This window comes from Stenotrophomonas sp. PS02289 (genome assembly GCF_029960115.1).
Lineage (GTDB): Bacteria > Pseudomonadota > Gammaproteobacteria > Xanthomonadales > Xanthomonadaceae > Stenotrophomonas.
In genome coordinates this window covers 1-26,863 of record NZ_JASCOZ010000052.1, presented here as the reverse complement: position 1 = coordinate 26,863, position 26,863 = coordinate 1, and the positions used below count along the sequence as shown (strand labels likewise).

General features: G+C 67.3%; 27 protein-coding genes and 1 pseudogene. All 28 read left to right on the top strand.

The features are described 5' to 3' along the window. The coding region (locus QMX83_RS09580; protein ID WP_282296390.1) for a hypothetical protein at positions 1–199 on the top strand (199 nt) is incomplete at its 5' end. 77 nt (positions 200–276) lie between these two features. Then, positions 277–639 (top strand): flagellar hook-basal body complex protein FliE, encoded by a 363-nt coding sequence (gene fliE / locus QMX83_RS09575; protein ID WP_282296389.1) that lies wholly within the window; start codon positions 277–279, stop codon positions 637–639. A 12-nt stretch (positions 640–651) separates the two neighbouring features. Further along, on the top strand, positions 652–2,295 hold the full coding sequence (fliF, locus tag QMX83_RS09570; protein ID WP_282296388.1) for a flagellar basal-body MS-ring/collar protein FliF: 1,644 nt from the start codon (positions 652–654) through the stop codon (positions 2,293–2,295). Positions 2,296–2,308: 13 nt separating this feature from the next. Beyond that, positions 2,309–3,295, top strand: a complete 987-nt coding sequence (gene fliG / locus QMX83_RS09565) for a flagellar motor switch protein FliG (RefSeq protein ID WP_282296394.1) — start codon at positions 2,309–2,311, stop codon at positions 3,293–3,295. Further along, positions 3,292–3,927, top strand: coding sequence for a FliH/SctL family protein (locus QMX83_RS09560; RefSeq protein ID WP_282296387.1), 636 nt, complete (start codon positions 3,292–3,294; stop codon positions 3,925–3,927). The genes fliG and QMX83_RS09560 overlap by 4 nt, the downstream gene beginning before the upstream one ends. Then, positions 3,924–5,306 (top strand): FliI/YscN family ATPase, encoded by a 1,383-nt coding sequence (locus QMX83_RS09555; RefSeq protein ID WP_282296386.1) that lies wholly within the window; start codon positions 3,924–3,926, stop codon positions 5,304–5,306. The genes QMX83_RS09560 and QMX83_RS09555 overlap by 4 nt, the downstream gene beginning before the upstream one ends. A 3-nt stretch (positions 5,307–5,309) precedes the next feature. Further along, positions 5,310–5,768: a flagellar export protein FliJ gene (fliJ, locus tag QMX83_RS09550; protein ID WP_282296385.1), complete on the top strand. Its 459-nt coding sequence runs from the start codon at positions 5,310–5,312 to the stop codon at positions 5,766–5,768. Further along, entirely contained in the window at positions 5,768–6,964 is a 1,197-nt protein-coding gene (locus tag QMX83_RS09545) for a flagellar hook-length control protein FliK (RefSeq protein ID WP_282296384.1), read from the top strand. The genes fliJ and QMX83_RS09545 overlap by 1 nt, the downstream gene beginning before the upstream one ends. A gap of 402 nt (positions 6,965–7,366) precedes the next feature. Then, positions 7,367–7,900 carry a flagellar basal body-associated FliL family protein gene (locus QMX83_RS09540; RefSeq protein ID WP_282296383.1) on the top strand — a complete coding sequence of 178 codons (534 nt, stop codon included), beginning with the start codon at positions 7,367–7,369 and terminating at the stop codon, positions 7,898–7,900. 10 nt (positions 7,901–7,910) lie between these two features. Then, positions 7,911–8,918: a flagellar motor switch protein FliM gene (fliM, locus tag QMX83_RS09535; RefSeq protein WP_282296382.1), complete on the top strand. Its 1,008-nt coding sequence runs from the start codon at positions 7,911–7,913 to the stop codon at positions 8,916–8,918. Then, positions 8,915–9,250 carry a flagellar motor switch protein FliN gene (fliN, locus tag QMX83_RS09530; protein WP_282296381.1) on the top strand — a complete coding sequence of 112 codons (336 nt, stop codon included), beginning with the start codon at positions 8,915–8,917 and terminating at the stop codon, positions 9,248–9,250. Before fliM ends, fliN begins: the two co-directional genes overlap by 4 nt. 2 nt (positions 9,251–9,252) lie before the next feature. Next, positions 9,253–9,648 carry a flagellar biosynthetic protein FliO gene (fliO, locus tag QMX83_RS09525; RefSeq protein WP_282296393.1) on the top strand — a complete coding sequence of 132 codons (396 nt, stop codon included), beginning with the start codon at positions 9,253–9,255 and terminating at the stop codon, positions 9,646–9,648. Further along, complete coding sequence (gene fliP, locus QMX83_RS09520) at positions 9,645–10,433, top strand: flagellar type III secretion system pore protein FliP (RefSeq protein ID WP_282296380.1); 789 nt, start codon at positions 9,645–9,647, stop codon at positions 10,431–10,433. The genes fliO and fliP overlap by 4 nt, the downstream gene beginning before the upstream one ends. A gap of 7 nt (positions 10,434–10,440) precedes the next feature. Continuing rightward, positions 10,441–10,710 (top strand): flagellar biosynthetic protein FliQ, encoded by a 270-nt coding sequence (locus tag QMX83_RS09515; RefSeq protein ID WP_102945495.1) that lies wholly within the window; start codon positions 10,441–10,443, stop codon positions 10,708–10,710. A gap of 8 nt (positions 10,711–10,718) precedes the next feature. Next, a complete protein-coding gene (gene fliR / locus QMX83_RS09510; protein ID WP_282296392.1) occupies positions 10,719–11,510 on the top strand; it encodes a flagellar biosynthetic protein FliR in 792 nt (263 codons plus the stop codon). Positions 11,511–11,752: 242 nt separating this feature from the next. Continuing rightward, the gene (locus QMX83_RS09505; RefSeq protein ID WP_282296379.1) at positions 11,753–13,894 is read left to right on the top strand and encodes an EAL domain-containing protein; all 2,142 of its coding nucleotides are present in this window, start codon (positions 11,753–11,755) and stop codon (positions 13,892–13,894) included. Between the two features lie 59 nt (positions 13,895–13,953). Further along, entirely contained in the window at positions 13,954–15,084 is a 1,131-nt protein-coding gene (flhB, locus tag QMX83_RS09500) for a flagellar biosynthesis protein FlhB (RefSeq protein WP_282296378.1), read from the top strand. A 23-nt stretch (positions 15,085–15,107) separates the two neighbouring features. Next, positions 15,108–17,189: a flagellar biosynthesis protein FlhA gene (flhA, locus tag QMX83_RS09495; RefSeq protein ID WP_282296391.1), complete on the top strand. Its 2,082-nt coding sequence runs from the start codon at positions 15,108–15,110 to the stop codon at positions 17,187–17,189. A gap of 148 nt (positions 17,190–17,337) precedes the next feature. Further along, a complete protein-coding gene (locus QMX83_RS09490; protein ID WP_282296377.1) occupies positions 17,338–19,359 on the top strand; it encodes an AAA family ATPase in 2,022 nt (673 codons plus the stop codon). Next, entirely contained in the window at positions 19,346–20,233 is an 888-nt protein-coding gene (locus QMX83_RS09485) for a MinD/ParA family protein (RefSeq protein WP_282296376.1), read from the top strand. The genes QMX83_RS09490 and QMX83_RS09485 overlap by 14 nt, the downstream gene beginning before the upstream one ends. Next, positions 20,230–20,976 (top strand): RNA polymerase sigma factor FliA, encoded by a 747-nt coding sequence (locus tag QMX83_RS09480; RefSeq protein WP_125361376.1) that lies wholly within the window; start codon positions 20,230–20,232, stop codon positions 20,974–20,976. The genes QMX83_RS09485 and QMX83_RS09480 overlap by 4 nt, the downstream gene beginning before the upstream one ends. A gap of 16 nt (positions 20,977–20,992) precedes the next feature. Continuing rightward, positions 20,993–21,385 carry a chemotaxis response regulator CheY gene (gene cheY, locus QMX83_RS09475; protein ID WP_185750198.1) on the top strand — a complete coding sequence of 131 codons (393 nt, stop codon included), beginning with the start codon at positions 20,993–20,995 and terminating at the stop codon, positions 21,383–21,385. Beyond that, positions 21,385–21,999 carry a protein phosphatase CheZ gene (locus tag QMX83_RS09470; protein ID WP_282296375.1) on the top strand — a complete coding sequence of 205 codons (615 nt, stop codon included), beginning with the start codon at positions 21,385–21,387 and terminating at the stop codon, positions 21,997–21,999. Before cheY ends, QMX83_RS09470 begins: the two co-directional genes overlap by 1 nt. Before the next feature lie 4 nt (positions 22,000–22,003). Beyond that, positions 22,004–23,848 carry a chemotaxis protein CheA gene (locus QMX83_RS09465; RefSeq protein ID WP_282296374.1) on the top strand — a complete coding sequence of 615 codons (1,845 nt, stop codon included), beginning with the start codon at positions 22,004–22,006 and terminating at the stop codon, positions 23,846–23,848. 121 nt (positions 23,849–23,969) lie between these two features. Then, on the top strand, positions 23,970–24,710 hold the full coding sequence (locus tag QMX83_RS09460; RefSeq protein WP_282296373.1) for a flagellar motor protein: 741 nt from the start codon (positions 23,970–23,972) through the stop codon (positions 24,708–24,710). A 1-nt stretch (position 24,711) separates the two neighbouring features. Further along, positions 24,712–25,710, top strand: coding sequence for a flagellar motor protein MotD (gene motD / locus QMX83_RS09455; protein WP_282296372.1), 999 nt, complete (start codon positions 24,712–24,714; stop codon positions 25,708–25,710). A gap of 4 nt (positions 25,711–25,714) precedes the next feature. Continuing rightward, on the top strand, positions 25,715–26,497 hold the full coding sequence (locus tag QMX83_RS09450; protein ID WP_282296371.1) for a ParA family protein: 783 nt from the start codon (positions 25,715–25,717) through the stop codon (positions 26,495–26,497). Continuing rightward, positions 26,494–26,863, top strand: a pseudogene (locus QMX83_RS09445) (hypothetical protein); the annotation flags it as partial. The gene QMX83_RS09450 and the pseudogene QMX83_RS09445, both read left to right, overlap by 4 nt.

The following is a 26,863-nucleotide window of genomic DNA, read 5'->3' as shown; positions in this document are numbered from 1 at the left end:
CGCACACCGTTGGGGAACGACCACGCCCGGGCCGGTCCCGGGCGTGGTCGTGCAAGGGTGCCGGTTTTTCGACGCCGGGCTTCTGTCGCGCTTCTCGCGACCCGCGCTCACGGCGGAACTGCGTCACATTTTTCGCGCCAGTTCGCTGACAGGTCGCGACAACGGACGCTCACACACCTTCACATCACCACAAATCTGAACCACTCAGTGATTTCGGCACAGGGCTTGCAAGGTATCCGGGTGTAATCCCCCATCCCTGTTTTCGGAACGCTTCAGATGTCACATTCCGTCACTTCGATCCTGTCCCAGATCCGCACCTATCAGACCCAGATGGGTACCACGGCGGTCAATCCGCTGGCCGAGTCGCCGCAGACCAATGCGCTGCAGGGACTGGCTGGCACGCAGGTCGTACAGGCCCCCAGCTTCACCGACACCCTCAAGGGTGCACTGGCCGGCGTCAACGAGGCCCAGCAGAAGTCCGGCGCGCTGGCCCGCGCCTTTGAACTGGGCGAACCCGGTGCCGACCTGGCCAAGGTCATGGTCGCCTCGCAGCAGTCCCAGATCGCCTTCCGCGCCACCGTGGAAGTCCGCAACCGTCTCGTCCAGGCTTACCAGGACGTGATGAACATGCCGCTGTAAGGATAGACCCGCATGGCCCTGTCGCTCACCAAGGAATCCCTGAACGCCGAAAAGGCGGGCCAGTGGTTTGACCGGCTGCAAAGCCTGCAGATCACCCGTCGGCTCGGCCTGATGGCGATGATCGCCGTGGCCGTGGCGGCGGGCCTGCTCGTGTTCTTCTGGTCGCAGAAGCCGGGCATGGTGCCGCTGTACACCGGGCTCGACCAGAAGGCGACCGCCGAGGCGACCGACCTGCTGCGCGCCGCGCAGATTCCTTTCGAGCTCGACCCGGCCACCGGCGGCATCACCGTACCGGAGAAGAACCTGCACGACGCACGCTTGAAGCTGGCCGGCTCCGGCCTGACCGACAGCGGCCGCCTCGGCTTTGAACTGATGGAGCGTGATCCGGGCTTCGGCGTCAGCCAGTTCATGGAGAACGCCCGCTACCAGCACTCGCTGGAAACCGAACTGTCGCGCACCATCAATACCCTGCGCCCGGTGCGCGATTCGCGCGTGCACCTGGCCATTCCCAAGCCGAGCGCCTTCACCCGCCAGCGCGACGTCGCCAGCGCGTCGGTGGTGCTGGAACTGCGCGGCGGCCAGCAGCTCGAGCGCGGCCAGATCGACGCCATCGTGCACATGGTGGCGGCGAGCATTCCCGATCTCGCTGCAGAGCGCGTCACCGTGGTGGACCAGAGCGGGCGCATGCTCAGCGTGTCCGACCCGAACAGCGAAGCGGCAGTGAATGCCGCCCAGTTCGAGCAGGTCCGCCGCCAGGAAACCTCGTTCAACCAGCGCATCCGCGAACTGCTGGAACCGATGACCGGCCCGGGCCGCGTCAACCCGGAAGTCAGTGTGGACATGGACTTCTCGGTCACCGAAGAAGCGCGCGAGCTGTACAACGGCGAGCCGCAGAAGCTGCGCAGCGAGCAGACCAGCGAAAACACCAGCACCGAAGCCGGCCCGCAGGGCGTGCCGGGTGCGGCCAGCAACACCCCGCCGGGTGCGGCCGCCGCTCCGCCGACCGCGCAGACCCCGACCGAAACCTCACGCAACGCGACCCGCAACTACGAGCTCGACCGCACCCTGCAGCACACCCGCCAGCCGGCTGGCCGCATCAAGCGGGTCTCGGTGGCGGTGCTGCTGGACAACGTGCCGCGGCCTGGAGCCAACGGCAAGACCGTGGAACAGCCGCTGTCGGCGGCCGAGCTGACCCGCGTGGAAGCGCTGGTCAAGCAGGCGGTCGGCTTCAATGCCGAGCGCGGTGACACGGTGAGTGTGATGAACGCGCCGTTCGTGCGCGAAACCACTCCGGTGGAAGCCCCGAAGTGGTGGGAAATGCCGCAGGTGCAGGACGGTCTGCGTCTGCTGCTCGGTGCCATCGTGGTGCTGGCCCTGCTGTTCGGCGTGCTGCGCCCGGCCCTGCGCTCGATCACCGGATCGGACAAGCCGGTCAAGGAATTGGCGCAGGAACCGCACAGCGCCGATGTGCAGCTGGTGGACGATGGCGAAGGCCTGCCACTGCTCGCCGGTGACCGCGTCAACCTGTCCGGCAACGAGCCGCTGGCACTGCCGGTGGACTCCTACGAGGAACGACTGCGCATGGCGCGTGAAGCTGTAAAGACCGATTCCAAGCGCGTGGCCCAGGTGGTCAAGGGCTGGGTGGCCAATGATTGAGACCCCTGCATCGCTGAGCGGCGTACAGCGCGCCGCCGTCCTGTTGCTGTCGCTGGGTGAACTGGAGGCGGCCGAAGTGCTGCGCCACATGGAACCCAAGGAGGTGCAGAAGATCGGCATCGCCATGGCCACCATGAGCGACATCACGCGCGACCAGGTCGACCGGGTGATGGAGCAGTTCAACACCGAACTGCACTCCAAGACCTCGCTGGGCGTGGGCTCGGACGACTACATCCGCAACATGCTGGTGCAGGCGCTGGGCAGCGAGAAGGCCGGCAACCTGATCGACCGCATCCTGCTCGGGCGCAACACCACCGGCCTGGACGCACTGAAGTGGATGGACCCGCGCGCGGTGGCCGACCTGGTCCGCAACGAGCATCCGCAGATCATCGCCATCGTCATGGCCCACCTGGAAACCGACCAGGCCGCCGAGGCACTCAAGCTGCTGCCGGAGCGTACCCGCGTCGATGTGCTGCTGCGCATCGCCACCCTGGACGGCATCCCGCCCAATGCACTGAACGAGCTCAACGAGATCATGGAACGCCAGTTCGCCGGCAACCAGAACCTGAAGTCGTCCAACATCGGCGGCGTGCAGTGCGCGGCCAACATCCTCAACTTCATGGACAGCGGCCAGGACCAGGCCATCCTCGGTGAGATCTCGCGCATCGACGCGCCGCTGAGCGCCCGCATCCAGGAAAAGATGTTCGTGTTCGACGACCTGATCGACCTGGAAGACCGCGAAATGCAGCTGGTGCTGCGCGAAGTCAGCGGCGAGCGGCTTGGCCTGGCGCTGCGCGGTGCCGACATCAAGGTGCGCGACAAGATCACCCGCAACATGTCCCAGCGTGCCGCCGAGATCCTGCTCGAAGACATGGAGGCACGCGGCCCGGTGCGTCTGTCCGACGTCGAGGCGGCGCAGCGCGAGATCCTGGCCATCGTCAAGCGCATGGCCGATGAAGGCACGGTCGCCTTGGGTGGCAGTGCGGAGGCCATGCTATGAACCACGCCGTGCGCTGGATGGCTCCGGACCTGCTGGCCGAACCCCGCCTGCCCCAGGACGATCACTTCGACCTGGCCGGATTGGAGCCCGAACACGAGCCCGAACCGGTCCTGCAGCCGCCGACCCTGGAGGAGATCCAGCAGATCCAGGACGCAGCCGAAAAGGAAGGCTTCGAGCGCGGCCATGCCGACGGTCATGCGCAGGGCCAGGCCGAAGTGCGGCGACTGGTTGCGCAGATCGAAGGCATCCTGGACAACTTCAGCCGGCCGCTGGTGCGACTGGAAAACGAGGTCGTGGCCGCACTGGGCGAGCTGGCGGTGCGCATTGCCGGCACCTTGGTCGGCCGCGCCTACGAGGCCGACCCGGCCCTGCTCGGCCAGCTGGTGCATGAAGCCGTCGACGCCGTGGGCGGAGCCAGCCGCGACGTCGAGGTGCGCCTGCACCCGGACGATATCGCCGCACTCTCACCGCTGTTGCAGCTTTCACCGCAGCAACGCCTGGTGCCCGACCTCAGCCTGAGCCGCGGCGACCTGCGCGTGCACGCCGAAGCCGTGCGCGTCGACGGCACCCTCGATGCGCGCCTGCGCGGTGCACTGGACGCGGTGCTGCGCACCACCGGAGCCGGCGCATGAACACCGAACCCATGACCCCGCCGCCCGCCGACTGGGCCGCCGCCCGCAACCTGCGCCTGGCTGCACGTCTGGACGGCATCCGCCCGGACGCCACGCATGGGCGCGGCCTGATCCGCGAAGGCGTGCTGCGCCGCGCGGTCGGACTCACCCTGGAGGCGGTCGGCTGCGAATCGCCGATGGGTGCCAGCTGCAAGGTGGAAGTCGCCGGCGGAGCCTGGGTGGACGCGGAAGTAGTCGGCTTTGCCGGCGAACGCACCTACCTGATGCCCAGCGCCGAACTGCACGGCCTGCTGCCCAATGCCCGCGTGGTGCCGGTGCTCGGCCGTGGCGGCGTGGAAGTAGGTGAAGGCCTGCTTGGCCGCGTGATCGACAGCGACGGCGTACCGCTGGATGGCAAAGGCCCGATCCGCGCCGAAGGTACCGTCGGCATGGCCGGCGTGGCGATCAACCCGCTCGCCCGCGAACCCATCACCCAGCCCCTGGACGTCGGCGTGCGCGCGATCAACGCGCTGCTGCCGATTGGTCGCGGGCAGCGCGTCGGCCTGTTCGCCGGTTCCGGCGTGGGCAAGTCCACCCTGCTCGGCATGATGACCCGCTACACCTCGGCCGATGTGATCGTGGTCGGCCTGATCGGCGAACGTGGCCGCGAAGTGCGCGATTTCGTCGAAAGCACGCTCGGCGAAGAAGGCCTGCGCCGCGCCGTGGTCGTGGCCAGCCCGGCCGACCGGCCGCCGCTGGCGCGCCTGCACGGTGCCTACCGCGCCACGGCCATCGCCGAATGGTTCCGCGACCAGGGCTTGAACGTGCTGCTGCTGATGGATTCGCTCACCCGCTTCGCCCAGGCGCAGCGCGAGATCGGCCTGTCGGTGGGCGAGCCGCCCACGACCCGCGGCTATCCGCCGTCGGTGTTCGCCAAACTGCCGGCACTGGTGGAGCGCGCCGGCAACGGGGCCAAAGGTCGCGGTTCGATCACCGCCTTCTACACCGTGCTCACCGAAGGCGACGACCCGCAGGATCCGATTGCCGACGCCGCCCGCGCCATTCTGGACGGCCACATCCTGCTCTCGCGCCGGGTCGCCGACAGCGGCCTGTACCCCGCCATCGACGTTGAATCCTCGGTCAGCCGCGTGGTCACGGAAATCGCCGACGAACCCTGGCGCCTGCGCATCCGCAAGCTCAAGCGACTGGTCTCTGCGTATTCGGCCAACCGCGACCTGATCGCCATCGGCGCGTATCAGCGCGGCAATGACCCGGCCACCGACGAAGCGCTGGAGCGCTGGTCGGAGATTGTTGAATTCCTGGGCCAGGACGTCGGCAAGGCCGCCGACCTCCCGCACAGCCAGGCCGCATTGAAGCAATTGGTGGAAAGAGAGAACTAAGCCATGATCCAGTCCAAGCGCATTGACCCCCTGCTCAAGCGGGCCCAGGACCATGAAGATGCCGTCGCCCGCGACCTGGCCGAGCGCCAGCGTGTGCTCGACACCCACCTCGCCCGGCTCGAGGAGCTGCGTCGCTACGCCGAGGAGTACGCCAACGCCCAGATGGCGGCCACCAGCCCGGCCCAGTTACTCAACCGCCGCGCCTTCCTGGATCGCCTCGACAGTGCGGTCGCCCAGCAGCGCCAGACCGTCGACAGCAACCGCGAAAAAGTCGAAGCCGAGCGCGCCCGTCTGATCCTCGCCAGCCGTGACAAGGCCGTGCTCGAACAGCTGGCCGCCAGCTATCGCGCCCAGGAAAAGGTCCTGATCGACCGCCGCGACCAGCGCGAGATGGACGACATCGGTGCGCGCCGCAGCCGCCAGACCCAGAACCAGGATGCCGAATCCGGAGGTACCCCGTGATGTCCCCCACCCTCCTCGGCGGCAGCGCCCCGTCCACTACCTCCAGCACCCCCGGCGCCTCCGCCGGCAGCAGCAACAGCGCCAGCAGCGGCACCGGTGGCCGCCAGGACTTTGACGCCCTGCTCAAGGGCGGCAAAGACAGCGCACGTGCGCCCGAGGCCTCCGCCAAACCCAAGCCCAAAAGCGCCGACAGCAACCCGAGCAAAGACGACACCACTGCGGCAAAAGACCCCACCGGCAAGCGCACCACCGACAAGCCCGGCCACGCCGACGAGACGTCCAGCGACGCCACCGCCCCCACCACCGCAAGCGCAGAGGCCAGTTCCCCCGCTGAGTCCGCCGCCGGTGACGAGGCCGATGCCGCGCCCTGGCCCCCCCTCGGCCTGGCCGGGCTCGCCCTGACCGGTCTCGTCCCCGCCGCGACGGATGCGCCGGCGGCCCCCGCCGCCACGCCTGTGGTTTCCGACCCGCTGTTGGCGGGCAAGACGGACACCCTGCTGACCGCAACCCCGCCTGCGCCCGCAGCCGGCACCCCCAACGCCGCCGCGCCGGCGATCAACGCCGCTGCGGCCAGCGCCGACGCCGGCCCCATCGCCCTGCCCCTGGACGCCGCCGCCAACGACGACATCGCCCTGCCCAAGGCCCTCGCCGACGCCCTGACCGCCAGTGCCGCTGACGCCGACGCCCCGACCACCCCGTTCCTGCACGCCCTGCAGACCGCCGCCGAGCTCAAGACCGGTGCCGCCAGCACCCCATTCGCCGGCAGCCCCACCGCCACCCCGCACGTCGGTGGCGAGTCCTTCGACGAGGACATCAGCGCCCGCATCGGCTGGCTTGCCGACCAGAAGATCGGCCACGCCACCATCAAGGTCACCCCCCATGACCTCGGCCTGATCGAGGTCCGCCTGCAGATGGACGGCGACAAGGTCCACGCCAGCTTCAGCAGCGCCCATGCCGACGTCCGCCACGCCCTGGAAAGCACCCTGCCCCGACTGCGGGAAATGCTGAACGACCAGGGCTTCCAGCTCGGCAATGCCGACGTAGGTCATCAGCAGACCGCGCAGGATGGGAAGTCCGGCGGTGGCAACAGTGAACGCGGCGGGATCGGCGGTGGTGATGAGCCAGGGATGGTGGAGACCACCGTCAGTTCGGCCCAATTGATGCGCCAGCGCGGGTTGTTGGACGCATACGCGTAATCGGGAAAGCGCCAAAGCCGGCGTCGATCCAGGGTCACGCGTTACAGAACGCGGATCCGTTCACGGCAGTCGTCTTACGACCGACTCTACCGCTTCTGGCTCCGTCACCGACCACCTGTCGAGGGCGGGTCGGGGTGGGTTGGAGGGGGCGTGAGCCGCATGGATGCGGCGACCGAGCTTACAGGGACGTACTTGCGGCGTCCCCCGGAACGCCCACCCCGACCTGCCCAGCCAGACGGCAACACAGAGCCGATGCTTTTGACGTTGACGTTGACGTTCGCGAACGCCCAGGCACCGCCTGGGCCGGCCAACGGCCGGCGCTACCGGGGTGCGCCAGAATTCCGGCAGTGAGCATGGACAGCCATTCGGCACAGCGCTTGCATGTAGCCAGGAAGCAATCCAATGGAGCTTCCCCTCGTGGCCGCAGCCGCTGATAAAACCAAGAAATCCGCCGACAAGGACAAGGCCGCCAAGCCGCGCAGCCCGTTGCTCATCTCCGCCCTGATCGCCGTGCTCGCCGCCGGTGCCGCTGGCGGCGGCGTCTGGTACTTCACCCAGAGCCACGACGAGAAGGCCCCCGACAAGAAGGCCGCCGCCAAGCCCGCCGTGCCCGCCCCTGCCCAGTACTTCGGGCTCGAGCCCCCCTTCGTCGTCAACCTCAGCAGCAGCTTCGACGGCCCCCGCTACCTGCAGGTCGAAGTCCAGCTCATGACCCGCGACCCCGCCGCGCTCGAAGCCCTCAAGCTCCACGCCCCCGCCATCCGCGCCAAGCTGCTCATGCTGTTCTCGCAGGTTGAGCCCGCCCAGATCGCCGATCGCGCCGGCAAGGAAAAGCTGCAGGCTGATTCCCTCGCCGAAGTGCAGAAGCTGATGAAGGCCGAAACCGGCACCAACAGCGTCGACGAACTGCTGTTCACCAGCTTCGTCACCCAGTAAGGGCCGCCCCATGAATGACCTGCTTTCCCAGGACGAGATCGACGCCCTACTGCATGGCGTCGACTCGGGCGCGGTCGAAACCAAGGAAGACCTGGCTCCGCCCGGTGAAGCCCGCAATTACGACTTCGCCAGCCAGGACCGGATCATCCGTGGGCGCATGCCCACCCTGGAAATGGTCAACGAGCGCTTTGCCCGCCTCTGGCGCATCGGCCTGTTCAACCTGATCCGCCGCTCCGCCGAACTGTCCGTGCGCGGCATCGAGCTGATCAAGTTCAACGATTACATGCACTCGCTGTATGTGCCCACCAATCTGAACCTGATCCGCTTCAAGCCGCTGCGTGGCACCGGCCTGATCGTGTTCGAACCCACCCTCGTGTTCGCCATCGTCGACAACTTCTTCGGCGGCGACGGACGCTACCCCACCCGCATCGAAGGCCGCGAGTTCACCGCCACCGAAATGCGCGTCATCCACCTGCTGCTCAAGCAGACCTTCGCCGACCTGCGCGAAGCCTGGGCCCCGGTCATGGATGTCGAGCTCGAGTACATCAACTCCGAGATCAACCCGCACTTCGCCAACATCGTCACCCCGCGCGAGTACGTCGTGGTCTGCCGCCTGCATGTGGAACTTGACGGCGGCGGCGGCGACATCCACGTCACCCTGCCGTACTCGATGCTCGAACCGATCCGCGAGCTGCTCGACGCCGGCATCCAGAGCGACCGCAACGACCGCGATGAAAGTTGGGGTGTGATGCTGCGCGAACAGCTCAACATCGCCGAAGTCACCCTGTCCACGGTGCTTGCCAGCAAGCGCATGAGCCTGCGTGAACTCACCAAGCTGAAAGTCGGCGACGTCCTGCCCATTGACCTGCCCAACCAGGTGCCGTTGTGCGTGGAGAACATCCCGGTATTCACCGGCCAGTTCGGCATCGCCAACGGCATGAACGCCGTAAAGATCACCGCTACCCATCCGCCCGGCAACCGTCCGCGCGGGCCCGTCATCCAGGAAGACCCGCAATGAACGACATCGAAAACAACGAACCGGCTGCCGCCCAGTTTTCCGACCTGCACGCCGAAGATGCCGGTGCCCCGGATCTGAATCTGGACGTGATCCTGGACGTGCCGGTGACGCTGTCGCTGGAAGTCGGTCGCGCCCGCCTGCCGATCCGCAACCTGCTGCAGCTCAACCAGGGCTCGGTGGTCGAACTGGAACGCGGTGCCGGCGAATCGCTGGACGTGTTCGTCAACGGCACCCTGATCGCCCACGGCGAAGTCGTGGTCATCAACGACCGCTTCGGCGTGCGCCTGACCGACGTGGTCAGCCCGAGCGAGCGGATCCGGAGACTGCGTTGATCATCCACGCGCTTGTCGCCGCCGGCGCGCCGGCGGCCAAGGTCGGCCAGCACGCCGCGGCGGCACCCAGCATGTTCGGGGCCGTCCTCGCGCTGCTGGCCGTGCTGGCCCTGATCGTCGGCCTGGGCTGGGTGCTCAAGCGCCTGCCCGGCAGCGGCTTCAAACCCGCCGAAGGCCTGCGCGTGGTCGCCAGCCTCAACGTGGGTGCCAAGGAGCGCGTCGTGGTGGTCGAAGTCAACGGGCAGCAGTTGCTGCTGGGCGTCACCGCCGGCGGCATCAACACCCTGCATCAGCTGCCTGAAGCCCTTCCCATTCCCGAACCGGCGCGCCTGCCGGACCTGAAAAACCTGCCGAATTTCGCGCAGTTGCTGCAGCAGCGGCTGCGCAAGGAAAAATGATCATGCGTGGCCCCCGACCGTCCTGGACCCGTTACCTGCCGTTGCTGTTGCTGCTGTTGCTGTGCGCCCTGCCCGCCCTGGCGATGGCCGCCCCCGGCGCGCCGGCCGTGCCGGCGCTGCCGGATGTCAACGTCGGCAAGATCGGCGGCCAGAATGTAAGCCTGCCGCTGCAGACCCTGCTGCTGATGACGGCGATCACCCTGATCCCGTCGATGCTGCTGGTGCTGACCGCATTCACCCGCATCATCATCGTGCTGGGCCTGCTGCGCCAGGCGCTGGGCACCGGCCAGACCCCGTCCAACCAGGTGCTGCTGGGCCTGGCCCTGTTCCTCACCGCGATGGTCATGCTGCCGGTCTGGCAGAAGGCCTGGGGCAGCGGCATGGCTCCCTATCTCAACGGTGAAATCGACTTCCAGACCGCCTGGAATCTGACGACCCAGCCGCTGCGCGCGTTCATGCTCGCGCAGATCCGCGAAACCGACCTGATGACCTTCGCCGGCATGGCCGGTCACGGCACCTATGCCAGTCCCGATGACATTCCGTTCCCGGTGCTGGTCGCCTCGTTCGTCACCAGTGAGCTGAAGACCGCGTTTGAGATCGGCTTCCTGATTTTCATTCCCTTCGTGATCATCGACCTGGTCGTCGCCAGCGTGCTGATGTCGATGGGCATGATGATGCTTTCGCCCATGCTGGTGTCCGCACCGTTCAAGATCCTGCTGTTCGTACTGGTCGACGGCTGGGTGCTGGTGGTCGGCACGCTGGCTGCCAGCTTCAACGCGGTGTAAGGCAGCCATGACCCCCGAACTTGCCCTCACCGAACTGCGCGGCGGCCTGATCACCGTGTTGTGGGTCGCTGGCCCGTTGCTGCTGACCGTGCTGATTGTCGGCGTGGTGGTGGGCGTGGTGCAGGCCGCCACCCAGCTCAACGAACCGACCATCGCCTTCGTGGCCAAGGCCGCCGCCCTTACCGCCGTGTTGTTCGCGCTGGGCAGCCTGCTGATCGGCCACCTGGTGGAGTACACCGTCCTGCTGTTCCAGCGCATACCGCATCTGATCGGGTAGCCATGGCCATGGATTCCGCCACCCAGATGGCCGCCGACGGCCTGCAGGCCTTCGGCATGATCGGCACGATTCTGTGGACCATGCTCCGCATCGGCGCGATGATCATGGCCATGCCGCTGGTCGGCACGCGTGCGGTACCGGCCCGCGTGCGCGTCATGCTGGCCGGTGCGCTGGCCATTGCGCTGTCGCCGATGCTGCCGCCGGTACCGGCGTGGAGCGGCTTCGACGCTGCCACCGTGCTCGGTATCGCCCGTGAACTGGCCATCGGCATTTCCATCGGCTTCCTGCTCAGGCTGCTGTTTGAAGCAGGCGCACTCGCCGGCGAACTGATCGCCCAAGGTACCGGTCTGGCCTTCGCACAGATGAGTGACCCGATGCGCGGCGGCAGCTCCGGCGTGATTGGCCAGTGGTTCTATCTCTTGTTTGGCCTGTTGTTCTTCACCGCCAATGGCCACCTCGCGCTGATCTCGTTGCTGATGGACAGCTACAAGGCGGTGCCGATCGGGGCTTCACTGCCGAACCTGGATGCGTTTCTCAGCGTTGCGCCGACCTTTGTGCTGCAGGTCTTCCGCGCCGCGCTGTCGCTGGCGCTGCCGGTGGTCGTGGCGATGCTGGCGATCAACCTGGCCTTCGGCGTACTCGCCAAAGCCGCGCCCGCGTTGAATCCCATCCAGCTCGGCCTGCCGGTTTCGCTGCTGCTGGGGCTGTTCCTGCTGACCGTGCTGGCGGGTGAACTCGGCCCACCTGTCCAACGCCTGTTTGATGCGGGATTCCAGGCTGCAGACAGCCTTACGCACTGATTATCGACTTATCAGATTTGAATATCTCGCGTGCACATCGCGTGATTATTCAACTGTTCTCAATAAATAACGACTTTCCGACAAATATTACCCTTTCAGGTATTGCATACCCCCCCGGGGGTGTGCGTAAAGTTTGCGCGCACGACAACGGGGGGCCGCTGTCAGCCGCAGTGGAAGCGTCAACCGAAAGGTCTTGGGATGGAAACTTTCGATTACAACGTGCTGGGCTAGGAGATTCGTCAATGCTCGTCGGCAACTACACGCCGTGGCTGGTCGTCGTTTCCTTGCTGGTCGCCATATTGGCGTCGTTCACCGCGCTGGTCATGGCCAATCGCATCAGTACCGCGGCGACACCGCGGCAGGGCCAACTCTGGCTGGTCGGCGGTGGTTGTGCGATGGGACTCGGCATCTGGTCGATGCACTTCATCGGCATGCTGGCGTTCCGCCTGCCGATACCGCTGGGTTACGACATTCTCTGGACCACGGTCTCGCTGCTGGCCGCGATCATCTCCTCGCTTTATGCGCTGTGGCTGGTGTCACGTCCGACACTACCGCATTCGCACCTCGCGCTGGGTGCCCTGTTGATGGGGGCCGGCATCGCCTCGATGCATTACCTGGGCATGGCCGCCATGCGCATGCAGCCGGGCATCGATTACCACCCTGGCTGGGTCACGCTGTCGCTGGTGATTGCGGTGGCGGCGTCATGGGTCGCACTGTTCGTTGCCTTCCGGCTGCGCCACCACGACAACCGACTGCGCCATCGCGTGCCGCCCGCCATCGTGCTGGGCATGGCCATCGTCGGCATGCACTACACCGGCATGGCAGCCGCCCGTTTTCCGGCCAACAGCATCTGTGGTGCCGCCGCTGGGGAAGGTCTGCATTCGCAGTGGCTGGCAACGCTGGTCATGATCCTCACCGTGGCCATCCTGGCCGTGGTGCTCTTGGTGTCCTGGCTTGACCAGCGCATGCAGTCGCAGTTGCTGCGCCTGCGCAACCAGGATCTGCGCAGCTCGCTCAACGACGCCCATGCCGAGCTCAGCCAGGCCGCACTGCATGACCCGCTGACACGCCTGCCCAACCGGCGGCTGTTGCAGCAGCACATCGAAGGTGCGCTGATCGAAGCCGAGCAGCGGGGCACGCGTTTCGCGGTGATGTTCATGGACCTGGACGGCTTCAAGCAGGTCAACGACGCCTATGGCCACCAGACCGGTGACGCGTTGCTGGTTGCCGTGGCCGAACGCACCAGCCACCTGCTGCGCGATACCGACGTGCTGGCCCGCCTGGGTGGCGACGAGTTCGTGATGGTGGTGGGCATCGAGGGCGATGAAGACGTCGCTGCACTGGCCAGCCGCATCATCCAGTCCATCGGCAGCAGCCATCTGGTGCCCAGCAATGACCTGCAGGTGACCGCCAGCATCGGCATTGCGATCTGCCCGGACCACGCCGCCAGCGAACGCCATCTCATGGGCTATGCCGACGCGGCGATGTACCAGGCCAAGGAAGCGGGACGCAATGGATTTGCGGTGTTCGCCGAGTGGATGAACGACAGCGCCGAGCAGCAGTTCCGCCTGCTGTCGGACCTGCGCAGCGCGATCGGCACTCCGCAGCTTTTCCTGCACTACCAGCCCAAGCTCAGCGTGTCGCGGCACACGGTCAGTGGTGCCGAAGCACTCATCCGCTGGAAGCATCCCGAACAGGGCCTGATTCCGCCCGATCGCTTCATCCGCCTCGCCGAACGCAGCGGCATCATCAACGACATCGGTCGCTGGGCGTTGAACGAGGCCTGCCGCCAGCTGCGCCAATGGCACGATGCCGGCCACGACACCTGGACCATGTCGGTGAACCTCTCCCCGATCCAGTTCAGCGCGCCGCAGCTGCTCAACGAAGTCCGCGACGTGCTCGCCCGCCACCGGATCGAACCGCGCCGGTTGATTCTGGAGATCACGGAAAGCACGGTGATGCGCGACACCGATGCCAGCCTGCGCCTGCTGCAGTCGCTCGCCCGGCTCGGCGTGGGCATCTCCATCGACGACTTCGGCACCGGCTACTCCAGCCTGCTTTACCTCAAGCGCCTGCCGGCCTCGGAGATCAAGATAGATCACGCCTTCGTGCGCGAGCTGGAAAACAGCTCGGAAGACGTGGTGATCGTCTCGGCCATTGTCGCCCTGGGCCACGCACTGGACATGGACATCGTGGCCGAAGGCGTGGAGACCGCCGGGCAGCGCGCCTACCTGGAACGGCTGGGCTGCGACTACCTGCAGGGCTATCTGCTGGGCCACCCGGTGGATCCGGTGCGGTTCCAGCAGCTGCATGACCTGCCACGGCCACGGATCGAGGTGGCGGCAGGATGGAAAGCGCCGGAGGGCGGTGATTTTCTGAACTGAGGCAGGGGCTTCGGCACGGATCTTGCACGACCCCGGGTGATCCCCCGGGTGCACGACCGATGTCCGACGAAGAACAAGCCGGCGAAAAAACCGAACAACCTACCGAAAAACGCCTGCGCGATGCCCGTGAAGAGGGCAACACCCCGCGCTCGCGTGAACTCGGCACCGCCGCCGTGTTTGGAGCTGCCGTGGCCACGTTGATGGCCTTTTCCGGGACGATGGCCACCAACTCGCGCGAGTGGATGAAGACCGCGCTGACCCCGGAGCCCGGCCTGCGCCTGCATCCGCAGGCCTTGTTCGGCCACTTCGGCGAACTGCTGCTGCAGCTGCTGGTGGCCATGTGGCCGCTGGTGCTGATCTGCCTGCTGGCCAGCCTGCTGTCGCCGCTGGTGATGGACGGCCTGCGCTGGTCGAACAAATCGCTGATGCCGCAGTTCAACCGGCTCAGCCCGATGTCCGGCATGAAGCGCCTGTATGGTCCCGAAGCCATCGCCGAGTTCGTCAAATCGCTGCTCCGCGTGGCCTTTGTGGGCGTCGCCGCCGGGCTGGTGGTCTGGCACGGCATCCGCGGACTGCGCGACCTGGTCCACCAGCCGTTGGAAGCGGCCATCGTCAATGGCCTGGGCTTCACCCTCAAGCTGATGCTGGCCACCGGCGGTGCCATGGTCCTGCTGGCGGCCATCGATGCGCCGTACCAGCGCTGGAACTGGATGCGCAAGCTGAAGATGACCCGCGAGGAACTGCGCCGGGAGATGAAGGAAAGCGAGGGCAGCCCTGAAATGAAGGGCCGCATCCGCCAGATGCAGCACCAGATGGCCAACCGCCAGATGATGGAAGCGGTGCCCACCGCCGATGTCGTGGTGGTCAACCCCACCCACTATGCGGTGGCCCTGAAGTACGACGGCGGCAAGATGGGGGCCCCCACCGTGGTCGCCCTGGGGGTAGACGAAACCGCCCTGCGCATCCGTGAAGTGGCGGAAGGTAACAAGGTGCCGCTGGTCTCGGCCCCGCCTTTGGCACGCGCCTTGTATCGGGAAGGGAAACTCGGCAAGGAAATCCCCGTGAGACTGTATTCGGCCGTGGCCCAGGTCCTCTCCTACGTCTACCAGCTGCGCGCCTGGCGCGGCGGCCCGATGCCGGCCAGCCCGCGCATCGACGTGGATGAATTCGGCAACGGAGGCCGCGCATGAGCGCCCAGCCCGCCCCCGGCGGCATGAACGCCCGCCGCGTCATGGACATGATCCGCAATGGGCTGGGAGCCCCGCTGATCGTGCTCGCCCTGCTGGCCATGGTCGTGGTGCCGCTGGCCGCGCCCGTGCTCGACGCCCTGTTCACCTTCAACATCGCCATCTCCCTGATGGTGCTGCTGGCGGTCGTGTACGTGAAGCGCCCGCTGGACTTCACCATCTTTCCGATCGTGCTGCTGGTCACCACCATGCTGCGGCTGGCCCTCAACGTGGCCTCAACCCGCGTCATCCTGCTCAATGGGCAGGACGGCCACGAGGCCGCCGGCAAGGTGATCGCGGCGTTCGGCGAGTTCGTGATCGGCGGCAACTACGCGGTCGGCATCGTGGTGTTCGCGATCCTGACCATCATCAACTTCGTGGTGATCACCAAGGGTGCCGGGCGCGTGTCGGAAGTGACCGCCCGCTTCATCCTGGACGCCATGCCCGGCAAGCAGATGGCGATCGACGCCGACCTCAACGCCGGTTTGCTGACGCGTGAGGAAGCCAAGGTCCGCCGTGAAGAGGTCCGCGAGGAAGCCGACTTCTACGGTGCGATGGACGGTGCCAGCAAGTTCATCCGCGGTGACGCCATCGCCGGCATCCTGATCCTGTTCATCAACATGATCGGCGGCCTGGCCGTGGGCGTGCTGCAGCATGGCATGCCATTCGGCGACGCCGCCGCCACCTACACCCTGCTCTCCATCGGTGACGGTCTGGTGGCGCAGCTGCCGGCCCTGCTGGTGTCCTCGGCGGTCGCCATGCTGGTGACCCGCGCCTCGCGTTCGCAGGACATGAGCCAGGCCATGATGGGCCAGGCGTTCGGCCAGTACCGCGCGCTGGCGATCACTGCCGCCATCCTCGGCGTGGTCGGCCTGGTCCCGGGCATGCCCAACGTCGCCTTCTTGACGCTGTCGGCGATTCTCGGCTTCATCGCCTGGAAGCTGTGGAAGAAGCAGCAGGCTCCGGCCGCCGCGGAAGCCGCCCCGATCGACCCGAACGCCCCGGTGATCGGCCTTCCGGGTGGCACGCCCTCACCCACCGCCGAACTCACCTGGGACGAACTGCGCCCGGTCGACCCGCTCGGCCTGGAAGTCGGCTACCGGCTGATTCCCCTGGTCGACAAGAACCAGGGCGGCGAGCTGATGGCGCGGATCAAGGGTGTGCGCCGCAAGCTCACCCACGACATCGGCTTCCTGATCCCCTCCGTCCACATCCGTGACAACCTGGAACTGGGAGCCACCGCCTACCGCCTGCTGATCCACGGCGTGCCGGTCGCCACGGCGGAAATCCACCCCGACCGCGAACTGGCCCTGGACCCGGGCAGCGCCCTGGGTGCGCTGGAAGGCATTGCCGGCAAGGATCCCGCGTTCGGCCTGGACGCCACCTGGATCCAGCCGCACCAGCGCGCACACGCCGAATCCATGGGCTACACCGTGGTCGACCCGGCCACCGTGGTCGCCACCCACATGTCGCACCTGATCCGCGAGCATGCCCCGGAACTGCTCGGCTTCGAGGAGGCCCAGCAGCTGCTGGCCAACCTGGCCAAGAGCGCGCCGAAGCTGGTCGAGGACCTCACCCCCAAGGCATTGCCGCTGTCGGTGGTGGTGCGGGTGCTGCAGAACCTGCTGATCGAGCGCATTCCGATCCGCCAGCTGCGCAAGATCGCCGAGTCGCTGGTCGAGCACGCCCCGCTGAGCCAGGACCCGGGCGTGCTGACCGCCGCCGTGCGCAATGCACTGGGCCGTTTCATCGTCCAGGAGATCGCCGGAATGTCGCCGGAGCTGCCGGTGTTCACCCTCAACCCACAATTGGAACGGGTCTTGCAGGAGTCCACTCAGGGGAATGGTGCCGCACTGGAACCCGGACTCGCCGAGCGACTGCATCAAAGCCTGGCCGAATGTGTCGGCAAGCAGGAAGCGAAGAACGAGCCCGCCGTGGTACTGGTCCCCGCCCCCGTACGTGCCGCGCTGGCACGCCTGGTCCGCCACAGCGTTCCGTCGCTGTCGGTCCTGGCCTACAGCGAGGTACCGGAGGACAAGCGGCTGAAGCTGGTCGGCACGATCAGCTGAGCCGGAACTCCGACAGTACAGCGTCAGAAAACAGACACCGCCACGAACATCACGCAGCAGGAACAGAAGGGAACCCCGGACCGTGCAGACCAACGACAACCAGCGCTTCCCTTCCCCCGAACAGCCGCCCAAGTCCCGGTACCACAGCATGAAAATCAAACGCTTTGTCGCTCCCGATATGCGCTCGGCCATGAATCTGGTGCGCAAGGAACACGGCCCTGACGCCGTGATCCTGTCCAATCGCCGGATCGAAGAAGGCGTTGAGATCGTCGCTGCCGCCAATTACGACGAAGGTGCGGTGCAGCGTGCCCTGGAAGCCGCCCGCAAGGACGTCGCACCGCCGTCGCCGCCGCCCGCCCCGCGTGCGCGCAGCGCTGCCGACGCGATGATTGCAGCGGTCACGCGCCGCAAGACCGCCGCGCCGGCCGTCGAACCGGTCGCCGCCACCACCTCCGCCGTCGCCGCGCTGGCGCGCGCTGCGGTGGGAGCAACCGGCCGCACCCTGGATACCGCCAACGAGAACGTGCCGCCGCCGGGCAGCAGCGGCTTCGCCGCCACCCTGGCGCGCGCCACCCCGCAGGCGCTGGTCGACGCCCTGCCGGAGCAGATCTTCGCCCCGTTCAATGTGGAACAGGCGGCCGCCGCTGAACGCCCGTCGGTCGCGCAGGGCGCTGCCCGACTCGCTGCCCCGGCCCCGCTGGACGCACCCGCTGCGCCGGTGCCGGCCGCGCAGGCCCCGGTCAACCGCGCCCGCTTCATCATCGACCCGCCGATGGACGACGAGCCGGTGATGGACATGCGCGCCCCGCTGGCCCGTGCCGTGCCGCCGCCGATGCCGCCCCAGCCGATGCAGCAGATGCAGCGCATGCCGGTCGACGCACCGATTGCCCCGCTGTGGGAAACCGTGCCGGTGGTTCCGGTGACCGCCGCCGTCACCACCTTCAGCCCGATTGAAGACTCGCCGGTGTTCGCCCCGGTTGCTGACGTCGCTCACGTCGTCGACATCGTCCCGCTCGCCCCGGCACCGGTCGTTGCTGCACCGCCGGCACCGATGGCACCGCTGGCCCCGGCCGCCCCGATGGCCTGGATGGCACCGGCCGTCCGTGAACCGGTCGCCCGTCCGCTGGCTCCGATGCGCGCAGCCAACGAACCGGCAGAACTGGCGGTCGCGCTGGCCGCCGCCGTCGAACAGATGGAAGCGCCGGTGCTCGCTGCCCCGGCCGCCGCGTCGCCGCCCCCCGCACTGAGCCTGGTCGCCCGCGATGACGAAGAGCTGCGCCAGCTGCGTCACGAAGTCGCCGGCATGCGCCAGGTGATCGAGCGCGAGATGACCCGCTTCACCGACGAACGCCTGCGCGGCTCGCCGGTGCGCGCCGCGGCCCTCGACCTGATGGACGAGTACGGCTTCGACGCCGGCATCAGCCGCGACGTGGCCCTGCAGATCCCGCTGGATACCGAGGCCCACCGGGGTCGCGGACTGATGCTGGGCCTGCTTTCGCGCAAGCTGCCGATCGCCCCGATCGACCCTCTCGAGGCCGGCGGCGTGATTGCCCTGGTCGGCCCCACCGGTGCCGGCAAGACCACCACCATCGCCAAGCTGGCCTCGCGTTTCGCCGAAGCCCATGCGCCCCGTGACGTCGCCCTGGTGACCACCGATACCGGCCGCATCGGTGCGCGCGAACAGCTGTACGGGTTTGGCCGCCAGCTCGGCATCGCCGTGCACGAGGCCAACAGCGGCAGCGACCTGACCCAGCTGCTGGAGCGCCTGCAGGACTACAAGCTGGTGCTGATCGACACCGCCGGCCTGGGCCCGCGCGACCGCGCGCTGGCTGCCCAGCTGCAGTGGCTGCGCGCCGCCAGCCAGATCCGCACCCTGCTGGTGCTGCCAGCCAACACCAGCTTCGGCGACATGGACGAGGTCGTCCGCCGCTTCAGCGCCGCCAACCCGCAGGGCGTGGTGCTGAGCAAGCTGGACGAGACCGGCCGCTTTGGCACCGCCCTGTCCGTGGCGGTCGACCACCGCCTGCCCATCACCTGGGTGACCGACGGGCAGGACGTTCCTGAAGACCTGCACCGGGCCACCGCTGCCAATCTTGTACTTCGCCTTGAAGATTTGCGCCGCGCGGCCGATATGCCCTGCAACCCGGAGTTGAACCATGCCGTCGCGTGAGTACGCCAAGCTGACCCAGAACTTCCCGCTGTCGGCCACCCGCAGCCAGCCGCTCGGCCCTGTCCGCACCATTGCCGTCACCGGCGGCAAGGGCGGCGTGGGCAAGACGAACGTTTCGGCCAACCTGGCCGTGGCGCTGGCCAGCATGGGCAAACGCACCCTGCTGCTCGACGCCGACCTCGGCCTGGCCAACATCGACGTCATCCTGGGGTTACAGCCCAAGCTGACCCTCGCCGACCTGGTGGCCGGGCGCTGCACGCTGGATGAAGTGATCATGGAAGGCCCAGGCGGCGTGCTGGTGGTACCGGCCGCGTCGGGTCGCCGTCACATGGCCGAGCTGCAACCGGCCGAGCATGTGGGCCTGGTCAACGTGTTCTCCGAACTGGAGCGCGAGCTGGACTTCATGGTCGTCGACACCGCCGCCGGCATCACCGATGGCGTACTGACCTTCTGCCAGGCCGCGCAGGACACCGTGGTGGTGGTCTGCGACGAGCCGGCCTCGATCACCGACGCCTACGCCCTGATCAAGGTGCTGTCGCGCGAGCGCGGCGTGGATCGCGTGCAGGTGGTCGCCAACATGGCCCGCGATCCGAACGAAGGCCGCGTCCTGTACGAAAAGCTGAGCCGCGTCTGCGACAAATTCCTGGCGGACGTCTCGCTGAACTACCTCGGCTGTGTGCCGCAGGACGACTGGCTGCGCCTGTCGGTGCAGCGCCAGCAGCCGGTGGTCAAGGCCTACCCGTCCAGCCCGGCGGCACTGGCCATCACTGAAATCGCCCGTCGCACCGCACGCTGGCAGGCTCCGACCGAGCCGCGTGGTGGCGTGGAGTTCTTCCTGGAGCGCATCCTCAAACAGCGCGGGGTGGCCGCATGAAAGGTGCCGCACAATACAAAGAGGTGCAGCGCGCCGCTGCCACCGAATGCATTGCCCAGCATTCGGACCTGGTCCGGCGCATCGCCCACCACCTGGCGGCCCGTCTGCCGGCCAGCGTGGAGATCGACGACCTGATCCAGGCCGGCATGATGGGGCTGATCGAAGCCTCGCGCAGCTACGACGCCGACCAGGGTGCCTCGTTTGAGACCTACGCTTCGATCCGCATCCGCGGCTCGATGATCGACGAAATCCGCCGCGGCGACTGGGTGCCGCGCTCGGTGCACCGCCGTGCCCGCGACGCCGCTTCGGCGATCCGCAAGCTCGAGCAGAGCACCGGCCGCGCCGCCAGCGCCACCGAAGTGGCCGCGGCCATGGATATGCCGCTGAACGAGTACCTGCGCCTGATGGAAGACGCCGCGCGCGGCCAGGTGCTCAGCCTCGAATCACGCATTGAAGACCAGGGCGAGCTGGATACGGTGGCCCAGGGCGGCCCGACCCCGCAGCAGGTGCTCGAACGCGGCGAGTTCGGTCGTGAGCTGGGCGCGGCGATCGGCCTGCTGCCCGAGCGCGAACAGCTGGTGCTGTCGCTGTACTACGAACAGGAATTGAATCTGAAGGAAATCGGCGCGGTGCTCGGCGTCAGCGAGTCACGCGTCTGCCAGATCCACGGCCAGGCGGTGCTGCGCCTGCGTGGCCGACTGAAGATCTTCGAGGCGGCCGACGCCGGCCTCGAGAACACTTGATACCGAGGAAAGTGCTTTGAACAAGAACATGCGTATCCTGATCGTCGACGACTTCTCGACCATGCGTCGTATCGTCAAGAACCTGCTGGGCGATCTGGGCTTCACCAATACGGCCGAAGCCGAGGACGGGCATGCCGCACTGGCGCTGCTGAACAGCCAGCCGTTCGATTTCGTGGTCACCGACTGGAACATGCCGGTGATGACGGGCATCGACCTGCTCAAGGCGATCCGCGCCGATGCCAAGCTCAAGACCCTGCCGGTGCTGATGGTGACCGCCGAGGCCAAGCGCGAGCAGATCATCGAAGCCGCCCAGAACGGCGTCAACGGCTACATCATCAAGCCGTTCACCGCCGTGACCCTGTCCGAGAAGCTGGACAAGATCTTCGAACGACTGGCAGCGAGCGCCTGATGGAAACCCTCAGCGACAAGTCCGCGCTGGTGCAGCGCCTGCAGGATGCCCTGGCCGCGCTGGAAAGCGGTGATGAAGCGGGCTGGCGCCGGGAAATCGACGCACTGGCCGCCCTGCGCACCCAGCCGATGATGGCCGGCCTCAACCGCCTGGCACGCGAGCTCGGCCAGGCGCTGGGCGAGCTGCCGACCGTACCCAGCGAAGCCGGCGAGCTCGATGATGCCTGCGCACGCCTGGACCACGTGGTGGCGATGACCGAACAAGCCACCCATCGCACCCTGGACCTGGCCGAAGAATGCCGCGCGCTCACTGAGCAGCTGCGTGCCGACGGCCTCAGCCCCGACCAGGACCAGCAGCTCGACCGCATTCGCCACAACCTGACCGAAATCGCGCTGACCCAGAGCTACCAGGACCTCACCGGCCAGATCATCCGCCGCGTGGTGGGGATCGTGCGCCGCGTGCACGAAGGCTTTGGCGCGCTGGGTCTGCCGCCGCCGAATGACGACACCCGAAAGCAGGACAACGGACTGGCGGGACCCGCCGTCAATGGGCTGGACCGCCATGCGGTGTCGCAGGTCGACGCCGATGACCTGCTTTCCGATCTAGGGCTTTAAGACCATGAGTGCTGTTCCAGACGATATCGCCGCTGACTTCATCCTCGAGGCCCAGGAGATCCTGGATCGCCTCGGCGAACAGCTGGTCACGCTGGAACAGGCCCCGCAGGATGCCGACCAGCTCAATGCGGTGTTCCGCGGCTTCCACACCCTCAAGGGCGGTGCCGGCTTCCTCGGCATCCAGGCGATGGTCGAACTGTGCCACGCCGCCGAGGAAACCCTGGGCATGGCACGTTCGGGCCAGGCCGTGCTGCAGGCCCATCACTTCGATGCCGCCCAGCAGTCGCTGGACTACCTGCAGTCCATGCTCGATTCGGTGTCGGCCGGCGAAGAACCCGGCTACGCCCCACCGGCGCTGATCGCCCAGTTCGACGTCAATGGCGGTGCACCCGCCCCGACGGCGGCGGCCCCGGCAGCGGCCGCGGCCGCGCCGGCAGGCGACCTGATCACCGATGACGAGTTCGAAGCCCTGCTCGACCAGCTGCACGGCGGCGCGGCTCCCACCACCGTGGCGGCCGCCAAGAAGGCCGACGACGGCCTGATCGGCGAAGACGAATTCGAAGCCCTGCTGGACCAGCTGCATGGCGGTGCCGCACCCGGTGCGCGACCGACCGCCGTTGCCACCGCTGCGCCGGCACCGCGTCCCGCGGCACCTGCAGCCGCCCCGGCCTCTGCGCCGAAGCCGGCCGCTGCCAAGCCGGTCGCAGAAGCCGAACATACCGTGCGCGTGGACACCAAGCGCCTGGACGCCATCGTCAACCTGATCGGCGAACTGGTGCTGTCACGCAACCGGCTCAAGACCCTGCGCGCGCGCCTGCATGATGAAGAGCTGGACCGCGCCGTTTCGACCCTGGACATCGCCACCGCGCGCCTGCAGTCAGCGGTCATGCGCACCCGCATGCAGCCGGTCGGCAAAGTGTTTTCCCGTTTCCCCAAGGTCGCCCGCGACGTGGCCCGCAACCTGAAGAAGGAAGTGGAGCTGGAACTGATCGGGGCCGACACCGAACTGGACCGCAACCTGGTCGAGGCACTGGCGGACCCGCTGGTGCACCTGGTCCGCAACGCCATCGACCACGGCGTGGAAATGCCTGACCTGCGCGAAGCACAGGGCAAGCCGCGCAGCGGTCACGTGCGTCTGTCCGCACAGCAGGAAGGCGACTACGTCAGCATTGAAGTGCAGGACGACGGTGCCGGCATCGATCCCGAGCGTCTGCGTGCCAAGGCGCGCGAAAAGGGGCTGATCGATCCGGAAGCGGCGGCCCGCCTGAGCAGCGAGGAGTGCCTGCACCTGGTGTTCCTGCCCGGGTTCTCGACCAAGCAGGAGGTCACCGACATCTCCGGGCGTGGCGTGGGCATGGACGTGGTGCAGTCGCGCATCCGCGAGCTCAGCGGCCAGATCCAGATCCAGTCCGAACTGGGCCGTGGCAGCCGCTTCATGATCCGCGTGCCGCTGACCCTGGCCATTCTGCCGACCCTGCTCGTGCAGGCCGGCGAAGACGTCTACGCCCTGCCGCTGGCCCGCGTGATGGAAGTGCTGCACGCCCCCAATTCGCAGCTGGGCTGGTTCGATGGTCGCGCCGTGCTGGATCGCCGTTCGCACACCCTGCCCCTGGTCGACCTCCGCCACTGGCTGGCGGTGGAACCGGTGGCCTCGCCGCTACTCACCATCGTAGTGCTGCAGGCTGGCGAAGCGCGCTTCGGACTGGTCGTGGACCAGGTCCGCGGCCGCGAGGAAGTGGTGATCAAGCCGCTGCCCAAGACCCTGCGCGGCCTGCGTGGCTACGCCGGAGCGACCCTGATCGGCGACGGGCGCATGGCGCTGATCCTCGACGTGGATGGATTGCGATAAACCCACGATGACGTATTGCCGGGCATGGCCCGGCACTACGCGACGGCCGGAAATGTGAACTCCGTCCACCCTGCGACACCCGGTCGCTCAAGACCGCTTCCTGCCCGCCGATACCCGAACAATGGACAGACTCAGCCTCATCGGACTTTTCCTCGCCCTGGCCTCGCTGGTCGGCGGCAGCATCCTCAAGGGAGCCGGTCTGGCGTCGTTGTGGTCGCCGGCGGCGTTTGTGATCGTGATCGTCGGCACGCTCGCGGCCATCCTGCTGCATACCTCGCCGGCGGTGTTCAAGCACGCCTTCAAGATCGTGCGCTGGATCGTGCGTCCGCCGGGCAGTGACCGCCACGACCTGATCCGCCAGATCGTGGAATGGAGCAACATCGCACGCCGCCAGGGCCTGCTGGGCCTGGAAGCCCAGGTGGAGGCCCAGGACGACCCGTTCCTGCGCAAAGGCCTGCAGCTGCTGGTCGACGGTGTCGAGCCGGAATCGATCCGCCACATGCTGGAAATCGAACTCAGCAACCAGGAAAGCCAGGACCTGGCCGCCTCCAAGGTGTTCGAGGGCATGGGCATCTACGCCCCCACCCTGGGCATCATCGGTGCGGTGCTGGGCCTGATCGCGGTCATGAAGAACCTCGCCGACCCGAGCAAACTCGGCCACGGCATCGCCGCCGCGTTCACCGCCACCATTTACGGCATCGCCTCGGCCAATCTGCTGTTCCTGCCGATCTCGGCCAAGCTCAAGAGTGTGATCCACCACAACTCGCGCGACCGCGAGATGATCATCGAAGGGCTGATCTCCATCGCCCAGGGTGAGAACCCGCGCAACATCGAAACCAACCTGTCCGGGTTCCTGCACTGACATGGCCCGTCGCAAAGCCCACGAAGAGCATGCCAACCATGAGGCCTGGGCGATCCCCTACGCCGACCTCATGACGCTGCTGCTTGCCTTCTTCGTGGTCATGTACGCCATTTCCTCCCTCAACGAAGGCAAGTACCGGGTCATGGCCGATGCCCTGACCACCGCCTTCGGTGGCGCGCCGCGCACCATCAACCCGGTCCAGGTCGGCAACCAGCAGGTGCAGGGTGGCGGCTGGGACAGCCCGAATGTGATCAAGGCCGGCAACCGCGTTGGCCCGTCGGCACCGACTCCCTCCAACGACCCCACGCTGCTGCCGGCCATGGCCTCGCAGATGCGCATGCCGGTGTCGGTGCATGACCAGGAACAGATCCGTCGCGCCGAGCAGCAGCTCAACGGAATTGCCGACCGTCTCACCGCGACCCTGGCTCCGCTGATCGACCGCGGCATGATCACCGTGCGCCGGACCGAGCTGTGGATCGAAGTGCAGATCAACAGCGACATCCTGTTCACCACCGGCTCCGCCTCGCTCGACGTGCATGCCCGCCAGACCCTGTCGAGCCTGGCCGAAGTGCTGCGCGATACCCCCAATGGCGTGCGCGTGGAAGGCCACACCGACGACGTGCCGATTGCCACCGCACTGTTCCCGTCAAACTGGGAACTGTCAGCGGCCCGCGCCGCCAGTGTGGTGCATCTGTTCGCCGACCAGGGCCTGCAGCCTGCCCGGCTGGCGATGGTGGGCTACGGCCAGTTCCGTCCGCGCGAAGACAACAGCAGCGCTGAAGGGCGCAACCGCAACCGTCGGGTGATGGTCATCATCCTCGCCGACACCTCGCAGAGCGTCGACCCGCTGGGAGCCAAGCTCACCGCCGAGACCACGCCGGACGCGCTCGGCCAGCCGGCCACCACACCCCGTGTTTCCCCCCTCGCGCCGGTGCAGTTGCCACCGGTGCCGGCCGGCAGCCGCGTAGGCGCCGCCGTCCCCCCTGCAATGAAGGAGTGAACCAATGCGTATCTGGGCAATTGCCAATCAGAAGGGCGGCGTGGGCAAGACCACCACCACCCTGGCACTCGGCCGCGGCCTGGCCGCGCAGGGTCACCGCGTCCTGCTGATCGACCTGGACCCGCACTCTTCGCTGACCCGCGCCTTCAACGTGCCGCTGGATCCGCCGCCTGCCGGCGTGCTGGAGTTGTTCGCCACGCCGCCGGCAGAACTGGCGACGCTCGCCCACCGCAGCGAGATTCCCGGCCTGGACTTCGTCTGCGCGCAGGCCGCACTGGCCACGCTGGAGCGTCGCAGCGCCAACCAGCCCGGCCTCGGTCTGGCCCTGCAGAACGCCATGGCCCGCCACCAGGGCCAGCACGACTACATCCTGCTCGACTGCGCGCCGACCCTGGGTCTATTGATGATCAACGCATTGGCGGCCGCCGACCGCCTGATCATTCCGACCCAGGCCGAGCCGCTGGCCTTGCACGGGTTGGATGGCATGGTCCGGACCGGCGAAATGGTCGAACGTTCGCGCCGTCGCCCGTTACCCATGAGCATCCTGCCCACCCTGTTCGACCGACGCACCCGCGCCGGCAACGAAACCGTCAAGGAAATGCAGGAGCGCCACGGTCACCGCGTCTGGGAAGACGCCATTCCGGTGGACACCCGCATCTGCAATGCCGCCAGCCTGACCGTGCCGGCGCAGTCGGATGACTACCCCGGCCGCGGCCTGGCGGCGTATCGCCGTGCGCTGGAGTGGATCCTGGCCGACGATGCCCAGCAGATGGAGCGCGCCGCATGAGCACGCCTGGTGTACTCGACGACTACCTGGAAGAACTGCTCGGCGATGCGATCGCCGTGGCACCGCCTGCGCCTGCCGAACCTGAGGCTCCCGCCCCGGCGTTCGACACCCCGACCTCGCCCGGCGCACCGGCCAACCTGGCCCTGCTCGACGAGCTGATGAACGACCCGGCGTTGGGACCGGTGGCCGACACCCCCGCACCGGCGTTCGACACCCCGACGTCCCCCGGCGCGCCGGCCAACCTGGCCCTGCTCGACGAGTTGATGAACGACCCTGCGTTGGGTCCGGTGGACGCCGAAAGCAGCCGGGCAAGACCCGGCTCTACGTCCGACGCCGCCGACCCCGTCGTAGAGCCGGGTCTTGCCC